The organism is Stutzerimonas stutzeri, from assembly GCF_002890895.1.
Taxonomy (GTDB): domain Bacteria; phylum Pseudomonadota; class Gammaproteobacteria; order Pseudomonadales; family Pseudomonadaceae; genus Stutzerimonas; species Stutzerimonas stutzeri_AB.
The window spans coordinates 421,492-437,706 of record NZ_POUL01000001.1 but is presented as its reverse complement, the minus strand read 5'-3'; the positions used below and the strand labels follow the sequence as shown (position 1 = coordinate 437,706).

The 16,215-nt window shown below is 57.5% G+C and carries 17 protein-coding genes; 13 read left to right on the top strand and 4 right to left on the bottom strand.

Annotated elements, in window-relative coordinates:
- Positions 1-140: 140 nt before the first annotated feature.
- The 10 genes from CXK96_RS02085 (at position 141) to sthA (ending at position 10,603) form a co-directional block, all read left to right on the top strand.
- Positions 141-1,592, top strand: coding sequence for a glyceraldehyde-3-phosphate dehydrogenase (locus CXK96_RS02085; protein WP_102834838.1), 1,452 nt, complete (start codon positions 141-143; stop codon positions 1,590-1,592).
- 322 nt (positions 1,593-1,914) lie between these two features.
- Positions 1,915-3,252 carry a Na(+)-translocating NADH-quinone reductase subunit A gene (locus tag CXK96_RS02080; protein ID WP_102834837.1) on the top strand — a complete coding sequence of 446 codons (1,338 nt, stop codon included), beginning with the start codon at positions 1,915-1,917 and terminating at the stop codon, positions 3,250-3,252.
- A 3-nt stretch (positions 3,253-3,255) separates the two neighbouring features.
- Positions 3,256-4,467, top strand: a complete 1,212-nt coding sequence (locus tag CXK96_RS02075; RefSeq protein ID WP_102834836.1) for an NADH:ubiquinone reductase (Na(+)-transporting) subunit B — start codon at positions 3,256-3,258, stop codon at positions 4,465-4,467.
- Positions 4,460-5,248 carry a Na(+)-translocating NADH-quinone reductase subunit C gene (locus CXK96_RS02070; protein ID WP_102834835.1) on the top strand — a complete coding sequence of 263 codons (789 nt, stop codon included), beginning with the start codon at positions 4,460-4,462 and terminating at the stop codon, positions 5,246-5,248. The genes CXK96_RS02075 and CXK96_RS02070 overlap by 8 nt, the downstream gene beginning before the upstream one ends.
- Positions 5,245-5,919 carry an NADH:ubiquinone reductase (Na(+)-transporting) subunit D gene (locus tag CXK96_RS02065; protein WP_178114591.1) on the top strand — a complete coding sequence of 225 codons (675 nt, stop codon included), beginning with the start codon at positions 5,245-5,247 and terminating at the stop codon, positions 5,917-5,919. The genes CXK96_RS02070 and CXK96_RS02065 overlap by 4 nt, the downstream gene beginning before the upstream one ends.
- Positions 5,919-6,527 (top strand): NADH:ubiquinone reductase (Na(+)-transporting) subunit E, encoded by a 609-nt coding sequence (gene nqrE, locus CXK96_RS02060; RefSeq protein ID WP_102834833.1) that lies wholly within the window; start codon positions 5,919-5,921, stop codon positions 6,525-6,527. Before CXK96_RS02065 ends, nqrE begins: the two co-directional genes overlap by 1 nt.
- A 12-nt stretch (positions 6,528-6,539) precedes the next feature.
- The gene (gene nqrF, locus CXK96_RS02055; protein WP_178114644.1) at positions 6,540-7,766 is read left to right on the top strand and encodes an NADH:ubiquinone reductase (Na(+)-transporting) subunit F; all 1,227 of its coding nucleotides are present in this window, start codon (positions 6,540-6,542) and stop codon (positions 7,764-7,766) included.
- Between the two features lies 1 nt (position 7,767).
- Entirely contained in the window at positions 7,768-8,793 is a 1,026-nt protein-coding gene (locus CXK96_RS02050) for an FAD:protein FMN transferase (RefSeq protein WP_102834831.1), read from the top strand.
- Positions 8,790-9,020 (top strand): (Na+)-NQR maturation NqrM, encoded by a 231-nt coding sequence (gene nqrM, locus CXK96_RS02045; RefSeq protein WP_102834830.1) that lies wholly within the window; start codon positions 8,790-8,792, stop codon positions 9,018-9,020. Before CXK96_RS02050 ends, nqrM begins: the two co-directional genes overlap by 4 nt.
- A gap of 188 nt (positions 9,021-9,208) precedes the next feature.
- Positions 9,209-10,603 (top strand): Si-specific NAD(P)(+) transhydrogenase, encoded by a 1,395-nt coding sequence (sthA, locus tag CXK96_RS02040; protein ID WP_102834829.1) that lies wholly within the window; start codon positions 9,209-9,211, stop codon positions 10,601-10,603.
- A gap of 114 nt (positions 10,604-10,717) precedes the next feature.
- On the opposite strand, the gene CXK96_RS02035 is transcribed toward sthA, so the two are convergent.
- The 3 genes from CXK96_RS02035 to CXK96_RS02025 are packed head-to-tail and all read right to left on the bottom strand — an operon-like array spanning position 10,718 to position 12,318.
- A complete protein-coding gene (locus tag CXK96_RS02035; RefSeq protein WP_102834828.1) occupies positions 10,718-11,440 on the bottom strand; it encodes a glycerophosphodiester phosphodiesterase in 723 nt (240 codons plus the stop codon).
- On the bottom strand, positions 11,437-11,742 hold the full coding sequence (locus tag CXK96_RS02030) for a phosphodiesterase (protein ID WP_102834827.1): 306 nt from the start codon (positions 11,740-11,742) through the stop codon (positions 11,437-11,439). Before CXK96_RS02030 ends, CXK96_RS02035 begins: the two co-directional genes overlap by 4 nt.
- A gap of 3 nt (positions 11,743-11,745) precedes the next feature.
- A complete protein-coding gene (locus CXK96_RS02025) occupies positions 11,746-12,318 on the bottom strand; it encodes a PilZ domain-containing protein (protein WP_102834826.1) in 573 nt (190 codons plus the stop codon).
- A gap of 100 nt (positions 12,319-12,418) precedes the next feature.
- On the opposite strand from CXK96_RS02025, the gene CXK96_RS02020 reads away from it, so the two are divergent.
- Genes CXK96_RS02020 through CXK96_RS02010 form a run of 3 tightly spaced genes read left to right on the top strand, consistent with a single transcriptional unit; the run spans position 12,419 to position 15,619 of the window.
- Positions 12,419-13,666, top strand: coding sequence for a lipoprotein-releasing ABC transporter permease subunit (locus tag CXK96_RS02020; RefSeq protein WP_102834825.1), 1,248 nt, complete (start codon positions 12,419-12,421; stop codon positions 13,664-13,666).
- Complete coding sequence (gene lolD, locus CXK96_RS02015) at positions 13,659-14,372, top strand: lipoprotein-releasing ABC transporter ATP-binding protein LolD (protein WP_418952664.1); 714 nt, start codon at positions 13,659-13,661, stop codon at positions 14,370-14,372. Before CXK96_RS02020 ends, lolD begins: the two co-directional genes overlap by 8 nt.
- The gene (locus CXK96_RS02010; RefSeq protein WP_102834823.1) at positions 14,372-15,619 is read left to right on the top strand and encodes a lipoprotein-releasing ABC transporter permease subunit; all 1,248 of its coding nucleotides are present in this window, start codon (positions 14,372-14,374) and stop codon (positions 15,617-15,619) included. Before lolD ends, CXK96_RS02010 begins: the two co-directional genes overlap by 1 nt.
- Positions 15,620-15,628: 9 nt before the next feature.
- Here the strand turns inward: CXK96_RS02010 and CXK96_RS02005 are convergent, their stop codons facing one another.
- On the bottom strand, positions 15,629-16,144 hold the full coding sequence (locus tag CXK96_RS02005; RefSeq protein ID WP_102834822.1) for a DUF2062 domain-containing protein: 516 nt from the start codon (positions 16,142-16,144) through the stop codon (positions 15,629-15,631).
- Positions 16,145-16,215 lie beyond the last annotated feature (71 nt).

Sequence of the window (16,215 nt, the reverse complement as noted above, 5' to 3'; positions counted from 1 at the left end):
GATAAAAAATGGACCGCCGGGATTGTAACTATCCGCGCGGAACGCTGTCAGTGTTTCGGCTGCACAGATTGCCGACGCTAGGGTGCGGCGGCATAATGTAGCCCTTTTTCTCAGCCCCTACATGTTGGAAGGAACTGCCCGTGACTCAGAAGCCCGACCAGTGTCTTGGTGAATGGATTGATCGAGAAGCCCTCGCCGAAGCGATGATTCCGCTGATTGGTCAGCTGTATCGTAACAACAACGTGGTGACTTCCATCTATGGCCGTGGGTTGATCAACCGTTCGGTCATCGCACTGCTCAAAGCTCATCGTTTTGCGCGTCACCGTCAGGCCGACGAAGCCGAGCTGTGCGTCAATGAAACTCATCAGATTCTTACCACCATGAGCCAGATGGACCTGGGTGCCGCTTCGGTGGACCTGGGTAAAGTCGTGGGGAAGTTCAAGGCCGAGGGGAACGGTCGCAGCCTTGACCAGTTCGTGCGTGACGAGCTGGCTGAAGTCGCTGGCAAGCGCAACACCACCGGCGTCCACAAGGGCACCGACGTCGTGCTCTATGGTTTCGGTCGGATCGGTCGCTTGCTCGCCCGCATCCTGATTGAAAAGACGGGCGGCGGCGATGGCCTGCGTCTGCGTGCCATTGTCGTGCGCAAGGGGGCTGACAACGATCTGGTCAAGCGCGCCAGCCTGCTGCGCCGCGATTCGGTGCATGGTCCGTTCGAAGGCACCATCCACATCGACGCCGAAAACAACACTATCACTGCCAATGGCAACCTGATTCAGGTGATCTATTCGAACGATCCTGCCTCGGTGGATTACACCGAGTACGGCATCGAAAACGCTCTGCTGGTCGACAACACCGGTAAATGGCGCGACGCCGAGGGTCTCAGCCAGCACCTCAAGTGCCCGGGTGTTGCCCGTGTTGTGCTGACTGCGCCTGGCAAGGGCGAGTTGAAGAACATCGTTCATGGCATCAACCATGGCGAGATCACGGCTGACGACAAGATTGTTTCTGCGGCGTCCTGCACCACCAACGCAATCGTGCCGGTGTTGAAGGCGGTCAATGACCAGTACGGCATCGTGAATGGTCATGTCGAGACTGTGCATTCCTACACCAACGACCAGAACTTGATCGACAACTTCCATAAAGGCAGTCGTCGTGGTCGTAGCGCTGCGCTGAACATGGTCATCACCGAAACGGGTGCTGCGACAGCTGCCGCCAAGGCGCTGCCGGTGCTCAAGGGCAAGCTGACCGGCAACGCCATTCGCGTTCCGACGCCGAACGTTTCCATGGCGATTCTCAATCTGAACCTGGAAAAGGCAACGAACCGCGAAGAAATTAACGAGTACCTGCGCCAGATGGCCATGCATTCGGACCTGCAGAAGCAGATCGACTTCGTTAATTCGCAGGAGGTTGTTTCAAGCGATTTCGTAGGCTCTCGTCACGCAGGCGTAGTGGATGCCGAGGCAACGATCTGCAGCGACAACCGTGTCGTTCTGTATGTCTGGTACGACAACGAGTTCGGCTACAGCTGTCAGGTGGTGCGCGTAATGGAAGACATGGCGGGCGTAAACCCACCTGCGTTTCCACGCTAACAGGCAGCTAGCACTGCAGACAAAACGGGAGCTTCGGCTCCCGTTTTTCATTTTTTAGCTCGCCGCGTATGCCGTATTCATTGTGCTTGCAGGCGAAGCGTCAATAGTCGGTTGCGGATGACCGCTTGTCTTCAGTCAAAAAATTGGAAGGCCTTGGGTGGTCAGTCACGTGTCGCGGCCTCTATAATCGGGCGGATTTCTACCTGGGCCCGTGGCATAGCGTCGCGCCAATATATTTTTGGTGCGCGTCGTGCAATTCGACCTTCAGCTAAATCGCTGGGCCTGTAAAAAAGTCTTTCAAAATCAGTGGTTAGGCGAGCCGATGATCAATATTAAACGTGGGCTAGATTTGCCCATTGCAGGTGCGCCGGCGCAGCGTATCGAGGCCGGAAGGCCCGTGCGAAGCGTCGCCGTAGTAGGGTTTGACTACCCTGGCATGAAACCGACCATGGAAGTTCAGGTCGGTGATCGCGTGAAACTGGGTCAGGTATTGTTTTCCGACAAGAAGATACCTGGCGTCCACTTCACCGCCCCCGGTGCGGGTGTTGTAAGCGCGATACACCGTGGCGAAAAGCGCGTCCTGCAATCGGTAGTCGTCGATTTGGAGGGCACCGAAGAGCTAACTTTCAACCAGTACGGTTCGACCGAGCTGGAAGGCCTGGGTGACGAGAAGGTCCGTGAGAATTTGCAGCAAGCCGGTCTCTGGGCTGCGTTGCGCACTCGTCCGTATAGCAAAGTTCCGGCTATCGATGCCGTGCCGAGCTCAATCTTTGTCACTGCCATTGATACTCACCCGTTGGCTGCCGACCCAGCAGTGATCATTGCGGAGCGGGCCGCTGATTTCGAAGCAGGGCTCAAGGTTCTTGGCAATCTGGGTAAGCTATTTCTGTGCAAGGCCGATGGCGCTTCGCTGCCCGGCGAACAGGTTGCCAAGGTTCAGACTGAGCGCTTTGCTGGTCCGCATCCTGCGGGTCTAGCTGGCACGCATATCCATTTCCTGGATCCAGTAAGCGCCACCAAAAGCGTGTGGACGGTCGGTTATCAGGATGTGATTGCGATCGGTGCGCTGTTTCTGACCGGTAAGCTTTCGGTGGAGCGTGTGGTCTCGTTGGCCGGCCCGGTCGTAGAAACCCCGCGTCTGGTACGCACTCGCCTGGGCGCCAATCTTGATGAACTGACCGCCGGCGAGCTGCAGCCTGGCGCAAACCGTGTCGTGTCCGGGTCTGTCCTGGGCGGCCGTACAGCGCATGGCGCTTTTGCCTTTCTAGGTCGCTATCACCAGCAGGTGTCCTGTCTGCGCGAAGGCAAGGAGCGGGAAATGCTGCACTACCTGCGTGCCGGTAGCGACAAGCACTCGATCCTCAATATCTACATCTCCAAGTTGATGGGCGGCAAGAAGTTTGCTTTCTCAACCTCCACCAACGGCAGCCCGCGCGCCATGGTGCCGGTTGGCAACTACGAGGAGGTAATGCCGCTCGACATTCTTCCAACCCAGCTGCTGCGCTCGCTGATCGTTGGAGATACGGAGGTTGCGCAGAAACTGGGTTGCCTCGAGCTCGATGAAGAAGACCTGGCGTTGTGCACTTACGTCTGTGCCGGCAAGTACGAGTACGGCCCGATCCTGCGAGACAATCTGACCCGTATCGAGAAGGAGGGTTAAGGCATGGGCATTCGCGAATTCCTCGACAAGATCGAGCACAACTTCGAAAAGGGCGGCAAGTACGAGAAGTGGTACGCGCTCTACGAAGCGGCGGACACCTTCCTCTATCGTCCGGGCAGCGTTACCAAGACCACTGCTCATGTGCGTGATGGCATTGACCTGAAGCGGATGATGATTACCGTCTGGCTCTGCACCTTTCCGGCCATGTTCTTTGGTATGTGGAACACCGGTTATCAGGCCAACCTGATCTACGCACAAAGCCCTGATCTGCTTGCCGTACAGGAAGGCTGGCAGTTTGCACTGATCAGTGCGTTGGCGGGTTTCGATCCAACCAGTGCGTGGGATAACTTTATCCAGGGCGCAGCGTACTTCCTGCCGGTTTATGCGGTCACCTTCATCGTCGGTGGCTTCTGGGAAGTGCTTTTCGCTTCGATCCGCAAGCATGAGGTCAACGAGGGCTTCTTCGTTACCTCGGTCCTGTTCGCGCTTACGCTGCCGCCTAGCATCCCGCTTTGGCAGGTCGCACTGGGTATCAGCTTCGGTATCGTTATCGGTAAGGAAATCTTTGGCGGCACCGGTAAGAATTTCCTCAACCCTGCTCTGACTGGTCGTGCGTTCCTGTTCTTCGCCTACCCGGCACAAATGTCCGGCGACGCGGTTTGGACTGCAGTCGACGGCTATGCCAGCGCCACTGCTCTTAGCCTCGGTTTTGCCGGTGGCATAGAAAACGTTGTGGAAAGCGGTATCACCTGGATGGACGCCTTTGTCGGCACCATTCATGGTTCGCTGGGCGAAACCAGTACGCTGGCTATCTTCATTGGCGGCGCGGTACTGCTGATGACCAAAATTGCGTCGATGCGTATCGTTGCCGGCACCATGATCGGCATGATCGCACTGAGCTCGTTGTTCAATCTGATCGGTTCGGACAGCAATCCATTGTTCGCCATGCCTTGGTACTGGCACATGGTGGTGGGTGGTTTCGCCTTCGGTCTGATCTACATGACCACCGACCCCGTGTCGGCTGCGATGACCAATACCGGTAAGTGGGTCTATGGCATTTTCATCGGTGTGATGGTGGTGCTGATCCGTGTAGTCAACCCGGCCTTCCCTGAGGGCATGATGCTGGCAATTCTATTTGCCAACCTCTGTGCTCCCTTGATTGACCACTTCGTCATCCAGGCCAATATCAAGCGGAGGCTGGCGCGCAATGTCTAGTCAAAAAGAATCCACTGTCCGTACGCTGATAGTGGCCCTGCTGGTTTGTCTGGTGTGCTCGGTATTTGTTGCCGGTGCGGCTGTCGCACTACGTCCGACACAGCTGGAGAACCGTCAGCTCGACAAGCAGCGCAGCATTCTAGCGATTGCCGGGCTCGGTGAGGCCGGTATGTCCGGCGCCGAGGTGAAGGCGCTGTATAAAGAGCGCATTGTCGCCAAGCTGGTCAATCTCGAAACTGGCAAGTTCAGCGACGAGTTCGATCCGAATACCTTCGACCCGCTGGTTGCTGCGAAGGACCCACAGCTGTCCGATGCACTGCCTCCAGAGCAGGACATCGCTTCGATCAAGCGTCGCGAGAAGTACAGCGTCGTGTATATCGTCGAAACCGAGGGAGAGCTGGATACCCTGGTGCTGCCTGTGCGTGGCTATGGTCTTTGGTCGACGCTCTACGGTTTCCTTGCCCTTCAGGAGGATCTGAATACCGTGGCGGGCCTCGGCTTCTACCAGCACGGTGAAACACCAGGCCTGGGTGGTGAAGTCGACAATCCCAAGTGGCGCAGCCTCTGGGAAGGCAAGGAGCTGTACAACGAGGATGGAGAGCTGGCGATTCAGATCGTCAAAGGTGGAGTCGATCCGCAGAGCCCGAAAGCCGACCATCAGGTCGATGCACTGGCCGGCGCAACGCTGACCAGTAATGGGGTCAACAATCTGTTGCACTTCTGGCTCGGTGAGAACGGCTTCGGTCCTTTTATCGCTAACCTGCGCGCTGGGGAGGCTTGAGTATGTCGCAACCTACTATTAAGGAAGTCCTGTTAAATCCGGTCTTCAACAACAACCCCATCGGCCTGCAGATCCTTGGTATCTGCTCGGCGTTGGCGGTTACCTCCAACTTGAAGACAGCGTTGGTCATGTCCATCGCGCTGACACTGGTTGTGGCATTCTCCAACCTGTTCATCTCGATGATCCGCAGCCAGATTCCTGGTTCGATCCGCATGATCGTGCAGATGGTGATCATTGCGTCACTAGTTATTCTGGTCGATCAGGTGCTCAAGGCTTACGCGTTCTCCTTGTCCAAGCAGCTCTCGGTCTTCGTCGGTCTTATCATCACCAACTGTATCGTGATGGGTCGGGCCGAGGCGTTTGCCATGCAGAACCCGCCGGTGCTTTCGTTCTTTGACGGGCTCGGCAACGGCCTGGGTTACAGCGCCATGCTGATCGCGCTCGGGATCATTCGCGAGCTGTTCGGTGCGGGTAAATTGATGGGCTACACCATTCTTCCCGTCGTCAATGACGGTGGCTGGTATCTGCCGAATGGCCTGCTGTTGTTGCCGCCTTCTGCGTTCTTCCTGATCGGTCTGTTCATCTGGGGCATCCGTAGCTGGAAGCGGGAACAGGTCGAGAAGCCGTCCTTCAAGATGGCGCCTCAGGTCTCGAACAAGGAGGCTTATTAATGGAACACTACATCAGCCTGTTCGTCCGTGCCGTGTTCATCGAGAACATGGCCCTGGCGTTCTTCCTTGGCATGTGTACCTTCATCGCAATCTCGAAGAAGGTCGAAACGGCTATCGGTCTGGGTATCGCGGTCATCGTGGTGCAGGCCATCACCGTTCCAGCCAACAACCTGATCTACACCTACCTGCTGAAGGCCGGTGCGTTGTCCTGGGCTGGCCTGCCGGAAGTCGATTTGAGCTTCCTCGGCCTGCTGAGCTACATCGGCGTAATCGCGGCGATCGTTCAGATCCTGGAGATGACCCTCGACAAGTACGTACCCAGCCTCTACAACGCGCTGGGCGTGTTCCTGCCGTTGATCACCGTGAACTGCGCCATCATGGGTGGCACGCTGTTCATGGTAGAGCGCGATTACAACCTGGCTGAAAGTGTGGTCTATGGCATGGGTTCGGGGTTGTCCTGGGCGCTTGCTATCGCCTTGCTTGCCGGCATTCGCGAAAAGCTCAAGTACAGCGATGTGCCGGAAGGCCTTCAGGGCCTCGGGATCACCTTCATCACCATCGGACTGATGTCGCTGGGCTTCATGTCTTTCTCTGGCGTACAGCTGTAAGGACGGGATGAACTGATGAGTTACGAAATTTTCCTCGCCATCGGCATGTTCACCGCCATCGTGCTTGCACTGGTTGTGATCATCCTCGCGGCGCGCGCCAAGCTGGTCTCCAGCGGCGACGTGAGCATCGAGATCAACGGCGAACGCACCATTACGGTCCCTGCTGGCGGCAAATTGCTGCAAACCTTGGCGGCCAACAATATCTTCCTGTCGTCTGCCTGCGGCGGCGGTGGTACCTGCGCGCAGTGCAAGTGCATCGTCGAAAGCGGTGGCGGAGAGATGCTGCCGACGGAGGAGTCTCACTTCACCCGTCGTGAAGCTGGGGAAGGCTGGCGCTTGTCCTGCCAGACGCCGGTCAAGGCAAACATGCAGATCGAAGTCCCGGAAGAAGTGTTCGGCGTCAAGAAATGGGAATGCACGGTTCTGTCCAACCCCAACGTGGCGACCTTCATCAAGGAACTCACCTTGAAGCTGCCGGAAGGCGAGAACGTAGACTTCCGTGCGGGTGGTTATGTGCAGTTGGAATGCCCGCCTCATGAAGTCCGTTACAAGGACTTCGATATCCAAGAGGAATATCGCGGCGACTGGGACAAGTTCAACCAATGGAAGTATGTGTCGAAGGTCGAGGAGACCGTGATTCGTGCGTACTCCATGGCGAACTACCCGGAGGAAGTGGGGCTGGTCAAGTTCAACATCCGTATCGCTTCGCCACCCCCAGGCAAAGATGATCTGCCGCCTGGCCAGATGTCCTCTTGGGTCTTCAGCCTGAAGCCTGGTGACAAAGTGACCGTGTACGGACCGTTCGGCGAGTTCTTCGCCAAAGACACCGACGCGGAAATGGTCTTCATCGGCGGCGGTGCGGGTATGGCGCCCATGCGTTCTCACATCTTCGACCAGCTCAAGCGTTTGAAATCCAAGCGCAAGATGAGTTTCTGGTACGGCGCGCGCTCGATGCGCGAGGCCTTCTACGTCGAAGAATACGATCAGCTGCAGTCCGAGAACGACAACTTCCAGTGGCATCTTGCATTGTCCGACCCGCAACCTGAAGACAACTGGGAAGGTCCGACTGGCTTCATTCACAACGTGCTGTACGAGAACTATCTTAAGGACCATCCGGCGCCTGAGGACTGTGAGTTCTACATGTGCGGCCCGCCAATGATGAATGCCTCGGTGATCAAGATGCTCACCGACCTCGGCGTCGAACCGGAGAACATCCTTCTCGACGACTTCGGCGGATAGTATGACCCATGCGTTACTTCAGCCCGTCATCGTTGCCGCCCTGGCGGCAGCCCTGACGGGCTGTCTGTTTCAGGACAAGGTAGAAAGTTTCGGCGGGCCCACCATGGGCAGCACTTATTCTGTGAAGTATGTGGCCGATGACGCCGCTGTTTCCAAAGAGCAGTTACGAGACGAGACGGAGGCAATTCTGGCCAAGATCGACAGCCAGATGTCGACCTACCGTGCCGACTCGGATATCGAGACGTTCAATGCGCTACCTGCCGGCGCGTGCATGGCCATGCCCGGCGAGGTTCTCGAGCTTTTTCGCGCCGGCCAGCAGCTCTCGAAGGAAAGCGCAGGCGCTTTTGATCTGACGGTAGAACCCTTGCTTGATCTCTGGGGCTTCGGTCCCCATGGAACCGGCGAGCGGGTGCCTTCTGCCGACGAGATCGCCGCGGCTCGAGAAAACATGGGGCATCAGCATATTCGGATTGATGGCGAACAGCTTTGCAAGGATGTAGCCGTACAGGTTGATTTCAATAGCATCGCTGCCGGCTACGCAGTGGAACGGGTAACCGCCAACCTGGAGGCTTCCGGCGTTCGTCGTTACCTCGTCGAGATCACTGGAGAGCTCAAAGCGCTTGGCCGTAAGCCCGATGGGGCGCCCTGGCGAATTGCAATCGAGGCGCCGCATGACAATGAGCGAGTAGCCCAGCGGATTGTCGAGCTCAATGGCTATGGAGTGTCCACGTCAGGCGACTATCGCAACTATTTCGAGCGTGACGGCAAGCGTTATTCGCATACGCTTGATCCGGTAACCGGCGCGCCGATCGATCATCACCTGGCCGCCGTGACGGTTGTCGATCGCTCGACATTGAGGGCAGATGGGTTGTCTACTGTATTAATGGTGCTCGGCCCCGAGCGTGGTCTGGCGTACGCGACGGAGCGAGGCATTGCGGCGTTCTTCGTAATTCGTGAAGAACAGGAATTCATTAGCAAAAGCACTGAGGCCTTTGATGAGCTATTCGGTGTGGGAGTAGGCGAATGACTTGGTTAATTGTTTTTCTGGTCATGTTGCTGGTGGTGTTCGGCATGTCCATCGGCGTGATCATGGGTCGAAAGCCCATCGCCGGCTCCTGCGGGGGCATTGCCAATCTTGGCATTGAAAAAGAGTGTTCGATTTGCGGTGGGAGCCGTGAGAAGTGTGAAGAAGTCAATGAACAGGCGAGCCACGGTGATAAAGCAGATCTCGCGTACGACGCGACCAGACGCTGACAGCCGACTTGATCGAAAGCTCGGGATATTCAGTGTCCCGAGCGTTGGTCTTTGCATGCAAGGTCGAGGCAAACCGTCCACCGGCGCAATGAGCCACTTGGCGGCGCGCCGATAAGCAACTTCCGCTACCCGGTTTCCCGAATTCGTTAACAGCGGCAGGGCTGCCTGCTGCCTGGTCTGGGGTGAATATGGCTGTCTACAATTACGATGTGGTGATATTGGGCTCGGGCCCTGCCGGCGAAGGCGCGGCGATGAACGCGGTCAAGGCCGGGCGCAAGGTCGCTGTGGTCGACAGCAGGCCTCACGTGGGTGGTAACTCGACCCATCTGGGCACCATCCCGTCCAAGGCGCTGCGCCACTCGGTACGGCAGATCATGCAGTACAACACCAACCCTTTGTTTCGTCAGATCGGTGAGCCTCGTTGGTTTTCGTTTCCCGACGTCCTGAAGAGTGCCGAAAGCGTAATTGCCAAGCAGGTCACCTCCCGTACGGGCTATTACGCGCGTAACCGCATTGATATCTTCTTTGGCACCGCCAGCTTTGCTGACGAGCAGACCGTGGAAGTGGTCAGTGCTAACGGGATGGTTGAAACTTTGGTTGCCAACCAGTTCATCATCGCGACTGGATCTCGTCCCTATCGCCCTGATGATGTCGACTTTTCTCACCCGCGTGTCTACGACAGCGACACTATTCTCACCTTGAGCCATACCCCGCGTCGTCTGATTATCTACGGGGCAGGCGTGATCGGTTCCGAGTACGCATCGATCTTCAGCGGCCTCGGTGTGCTGGTTGACTTGATCGACAATCGTGACCAGCTGCTCAGCTTCCTCGATGACGAGATTTCCGATGCGCTCAGCTATCACCTGCGCAACAACAACGTGCTTATCCGTCATAACGAGGAGTATGAGCGCGTTGAGGGTGTGGACAACGGCGTGATCCTGCATCTGAAGTCGGGCAAGAAGATCAAGGCCGATGCCTTCCTCTGGTGTAACGGTCGAACCGGCAATACCGACAAGCTCGCCTTGGAAAATATTGGCCTTAAAGTCAACAGCCGCGGTCAGATCAAAGTCGACGAGCATTACCGAACTGATGTCGGCAACATCTATGCGGCGGGCGACGTAATCGGTTGGCCATCACTGGCGAGCGCCGCTTACGACCAGGGGCGTTCTGCGGCTGGCAGTATCGTGGAGAACGACAGCTGGCGTTTCGTCGATGATGTGCCTACCGGTATCTACACCATTCCGGAGATCAGTTCGATCGGCAAGAACGAGCGTGAACTGACTGAAGCGAAGGTGCCGTACGAGGTGGGCAAGGCGTTCTTCAAGGGCATGGCACGTGCGCAGATTTCAGCCGAGCCGGTCGGTATGCTGAAAATCCTGTTCCATCGCGAGACGCTGGCGGTACTGGGTGTGCATTGCTTTGGCTATCAGGCTTCGGAAATTGTCCATATTGGCCAGGCGATCATGAACCAGCCGGGCGAGGCAAACACCCTCAAGTATTTCATCAATACAACCTTCAACTACCCGACCATGGCCGAGGCCTACCGCGTCGCCGCCTTCGACGGGCTAAACCGGCTTTTTTGAGCGGCTCCGACCGGTGGCCTGAGCCGGTCGGGGAAGATACACGAGGGTGGCGTTGGCCAAATCGGGAAAGTTTTTAGGGCAGGATTTCAGGCCGCCAGTGATGGCGGCCTTGCTTTACGCGTTGCGTAGCGTCGTCACGGCGAGGCCGGGATAGTCGGTGATCAGGCTATCAACACCGAAATCTGCAAGTCGACGCATCAAGGCCGGATCGTTCACCGTCCAGACCGAGACGTGCAGGCCAAGTTGACGCGCTTTGGCGATTCGCTCGGGCGTGCATAGGGTCCACTTCAGTGCCAATAGCGAGCAATCATATTGCTTGGCCACTTTCAGCGGGTCGAGCCAGGCATATTCGGCGACCAGGCCGCAGGAAAGCTCAGGTGTCAGTCGTTTCAAGGCGCGCAGTACCTCTCGCGAACCTGATGTCACGGTGACCCGGTCAAGCAAACCATGACGTTCGGCTAGCGCTTTAATCGCCAATACGGAGCGCGCGGCGCGAACGCGCGAGGCACTTTTTACCTCCAGCTGCCAGTGCTCGAATTCGCACTCCTCGAACAGCTCCTCTAGGCGCGGTATGGGGCATGGCTGTTTCCAGCTGGGGCCTCCCTGGCGCGCGTCGTATTGGGTCAGTTCTTCTGCATCATGCTCGACGACCTTGCCGCGTCTTCCTGTGGTGCGCTTGAGCGTCGGGTCATGGATGACCATCAGCTGACCATCTTTGGAAAGATGCAGGTCGAGTTCGCAGCGACGAACGCCGTGAGCGAGGCACTGTTTGAAACTGGCCAGGGTGTTTTCAGGCGCCTCACCCTTTGCGCCGCGGTGGCCATAGATTAGCGTCACGGTTGTCTCTCTGGTTGTGATGACGAAGGATGTTGGGGATGGACAACGCTGTCGATCACCCGGTTACCCTCGAAATAGACGGAAAAGTCGCGGTAATCCCAGCGAGTGATCGGTGGCTGTCCAACAGCCGGGTGTTCCTCATCGGCCAGACCGAAATGATCAAGCACATCGATTTTCGCGTCCCCGCGGCTGGGGAGCGGGAGGTTGACCAGGCCTTGCTGGCCGAGCGGGATCTTGATGTCTTCAGCGTTTGCAGGCGCGTTAAGGCTGGTAATCAGCAGTAGCAGCAGAAGAGGGCGCATCAATCAGGTTCCTTGCGAGCTTTCACGAGCCAGGCGTCGTTCCGCCGCCTGTTTCTGCAGGATATGTCGTGCAAGCAGTTGTCGCTGTGCATCAGTCAGTGCTTCGAAGGACGTTCCGATCGCAAATTGCCCGCTCTCGAGGGCTTGGCAGCTCGCCACGCGTGCGGTTAGCAACATACCCAGGCCTTGGGGCATCAGCGCCAGTTTCAGCAGCCAGGTCGAGCCCACGTCAAGCGGTTGGTCGTTGACGAAACTGATGCCGCCTTCTGACAGTACGGTGGCGCGTGCAGGCTCGAGGTCTTGCAGTAGATCCTGAGCGAGCGCCTGGCCAATCAAGTCGATACGCTTGTTCTGTACCTTCAGGTAATTGGCCAGTGTGCGATTGCCTTCGGCTATCTGACGTAGCAGATGCTGTGCTTCGAAGTCTAGCTGGTGAAGTTCGCCGAGCAATGCAAAGCGTTGCGTCGAACCCGCGCCTGAGACTGTTTCGGCGTGTTCCGGCGGCAGGATTTCCAGTGCGATCATGTCCTCGATACGATAGTATTCGCGGCGATCATCAGTGTCTTCTATGGGCATGTCGATCCCTGAGCTGCAGTGATGGCTTGAGTGTATCAGGCCGCTTGGCGTCGTCATTCAGCTTGTTATTTCCCGCCAGCGAAAGCGAACCCAACGATTTATGTTCAGACCGCTGTCCGTGTATATCGGGGCGCGCTACACACGCGCCAGACGTCGCAGCCTCTTCGTCTCCTTCATCTCCTTCACGTCCATGATCGGGCTGGCACTCGGTGTGCTGGTCATGATTGTCGTGCTATCGGTGATGAATGGATTCGATCATGAAATGCGCAGTCGCGTATTGGGCATGGTGCCTCACGCTACCGTCGAAAGCTCAACCCCAATCAACGACTGGCGGACCGTGGCCGAGCAGCTCATGAAGCATCCTCAAGTCGCTGCTGTTGCTCCGTTCATACAGATGCAAGGACTGCTTACTCATCGCGGGCAGGTCAGCAAAATATTGATCAACGCTGTGGACCCGATTATCGAGCCGGAAGTATCCATAGTGGGTCAATTCTTTCGTGAGGGTGCGTTGGCTGAGCTGGCGCCCGGCGAGTTCGGCATTGTTATCGGTGATAAGGCCGCCAGCACCTTGGGCGTAGCTGTCGGCGACAAGGTCACCTTCGTGGCCCCTGAGGTCACCGTTACGCCGGCTGGGGTATTCCCTCGCATGAAGCGATTCACCGTCCGCGGTATCTTTCATGTGGGGGCGGGCGAGATTGATGGTCATGTGGCCATGGCCAACATCTCCGATCTGGCACGACTGCATCGCTGGCAGCCGGATCAGGTTCAGGGGCTGCGCCTGCGTTTCGTCGACCTGTTCCAGGCCCCGCGCATTGCCTGGGAGCTGGCGGGCCAGCTGGGTGATGACTTCTATTCGCGGGATTGGACCCGGACCCACGGAAACCTTTATCAGGCGATCCGTATGGAAAAGGCCATGATCGGCCTGCTGCTGCTGCTGATCGTCGCGGTGGCAGCCTTCAATATCATTTCGACGCTGGTGATGGTTGTGACCGATAAGCGTGGAGATATCGCGATACTGCGAACGCTTGGCGCGACGCCGCGGCAGATCATGGCGATCTTCATGGTCCAGGGCACCGTGATTGGTGTCGTAGGTACACTGGTGGGTGCGTTGCTGGGCATCTTCGCGGCGCTCAATGTCAGTAGCTGGGTCGCCGCGCTAGAGCGGCTGATCGGGCACAAGTTTCTCAGTGCAGACGTTTATTTCATCGACTATCTGCCGTCTCGACTGATGACCGTCGACGTGGTTCAAGTCTGCGCAGCAGCATTGATTCTCAGCTTTTTCGCCACCCTGTATCCGGCGTGGCGTGCGGCCCGGACGCAACCGGCCGAGGCGTTACGATATGAGTGAGTTGTCTATGAATGAACGGTCTGCGAACGAGGCTGCGGTACTGAGCTGCCGCAACCTGGGCAAACGCTACGAACAGGGACCGGAGTCGGTCAGTGTGCTTTCTGGTCTCGAGCTGGAGCTGTTTCCAGGCCAGCGGGTCGCTATCGTGGGTACTTCCGGTTCCGGCAAGAGCACGCTGCTCAACCTGCTTGGCGGGCTGGATACGCCTAGCGACGGGAGCGTCTGGCTGGCTGGAGAAGAACTCTCTGCGCTCAGCGAAAAGGATCGTGGCCTGTTACGTAATCGTGCGCTCGGGTTCGTCTATCAGTTCCATCATCTGCTGCCTGAATTCAGTGCTCTGGAAAATGTCTGTATGCCCCTGCTGATCGGCAAAACGCCGATACCGGAAGCGCGCAAGCGGGCCAGCGAACTGTTGCAGCGTGTCGGACTGGGCCATCGACTCGCGCATAAGCCTTCAGAGCTGTCCGGGGGAGAGCGTCAGCGTGTGGCGATCGCCCGTGCGCTGGCGAACCGTCCGGCGCTGGTGCTGCTCGATGAGCCAACCGGCAACCTTGATCACCATACTGCTCAAGGGATTCAGGACCTCATGCTGGAGTTGAGCAGCTCACTGCGTACGGCCTTTCTTGTTGTCACCCACGATCCGCAGCTGGCGGGGCAGATGGATCACATATTGCGTCTGGAAGATGGTCGGTTGGTGGCTGGTTAATGTTCAGGCCACTCAGTATCTTCATTGGCAGCCGCTACACGCGGGCCAAACGTCGAAACCATTTCATCTCATTCATTTCTCTGACGTCCATGATCGGCTTGTCGCTGGGTGTGCTGGCGATGATCATCGTGCTGTCCGTCATGAACGGATTCCAGCGCGAGATGAGCAACCGCATCCTGGGTATGGTGCCGCATGCCGTAATTGCCAGTGACGGGCGGCCAGTGGATGACTGGCAATCGCTGGCCCAGCAGCTACAGGCGCACCCGGGGGTGCTCGGCACGGCACCAATTACCCAGCTTGAAGGCATGCTTTCCTACAGAGGCTCGATGCAGCCGATTGAAATCAAGGGCATCGATCCTCAGGCTGAAAGTGAAGTGTCAATCCTTGGCACGAAGATGGTCGCTGGCGGCCTCGATGACCTTGAACCTGGAGAATCAGGCGTGATCCTCGGGTTGATGACCGCGCGTCGCTTTGGGCTGAAGCTGGGCGATAAGATCACCCTCATTGTGCCTGAGCTAAGCAATGCGCCTGGCGGTATCACGCCGCGAATGCAGCGCCTGAACGTCGTTGGGGTATTCAAAGTCGGGGCTGAGCTGGATGGCAGTTTGGCAATGATTCACCGAGCAGATGCCGCTCAGATTCTTCGTTGGCAGCCGAATCAGGTCGAAGGCGTCAGGGTTAGGCTGGCAGATCTCTATCGGGCGCCCCAGATCGCAAGCGAGCTTGTCGCCGGGCTAGGTGAGGGGTACCGCGGCGAGGACTGGTCACTTACCCAGGGCAGCTTGTTCAGTGCGATGAAAATGGAAAAGACCATGATCGGTCTGCTGCTTTTGCTGATCGTGGCGGTCGCAGCGTTCAATATCATCGCCACCTTGATCATGGTGGTCGCCGACAAACGAGCGGATATCGCGATTCTGCGTACCTTGGGTGCAACGCCTCGGCAGATCATGGCGATCTTCATGGTGCAGGGCAGCATCATCGGTCTGACCGGGACCCTGATAGGGACCGTGCTGGGGGTGATTGGCGCCATGAACGTGAGCGCTCTCGTGTCCTGGCTGGAAAAGGTGTCGGGACAGCACATCTTCAGTTCGGATGTGTATTTCATCAGCACCTTGCCGTCTGAACTGCGGCTACAAGATGTCTTGCTGGTTACCTTGGCGGCACTGCTGCTCAGTTTTCTGGCGACGGTCTATCCCGCTTGGCGGGCCGCGCAGACACAGCCGGCCGAAGCGCTGCGCTACGAGTAGGTAATGATGTCAGCGGCGGTCCATCTGCCGCTTGCGCCAGCTGCGGCCGACCCACCAGCGCCAGTAACTCTGCGTGGCTACGTACCCTAGTATCGCTACTACGATTCCGACGACAAAAGAGCCGAGGAACAGGGGCTGCCAATGGCTATCGAGCATCTGGCGCACCCAGGCAAGGCTGAGTTCCATCGGCATCGGGGAAACCGGCGTATCCATCAGCCAGGCACCGACCTTGTAGTTGCAGTAAAAGACCGGCGGCATCGTCAGTGGATTGGTGAGCCAGACCAGGCCCACGGCGATCGGCAAGTTCGCCCGTGCCGGCACGGCGCACAGCGCGGCCACCAGCATCTGCAAGGGCATCGGGATCATGGCCCAGAACAAGCCAATGGCCATTGCCCTGGAAACTGAATGCCGGTTGAGATGGAGCAGGTTGGGGTCGTGAGTCAGCGTGCCGAGAAACCGCAAAGACTTGTGAGCCTTTAGACGGTCGGGGTGCGGCATGTAGCGTTTGAAAAAACGACGCGGCATGAAGGTTCTCTGGCGGGGTGAAGCGCGCTGATTATGCCTGAAACGAGACCCGGCGCTGAGAGGAGTTTGTG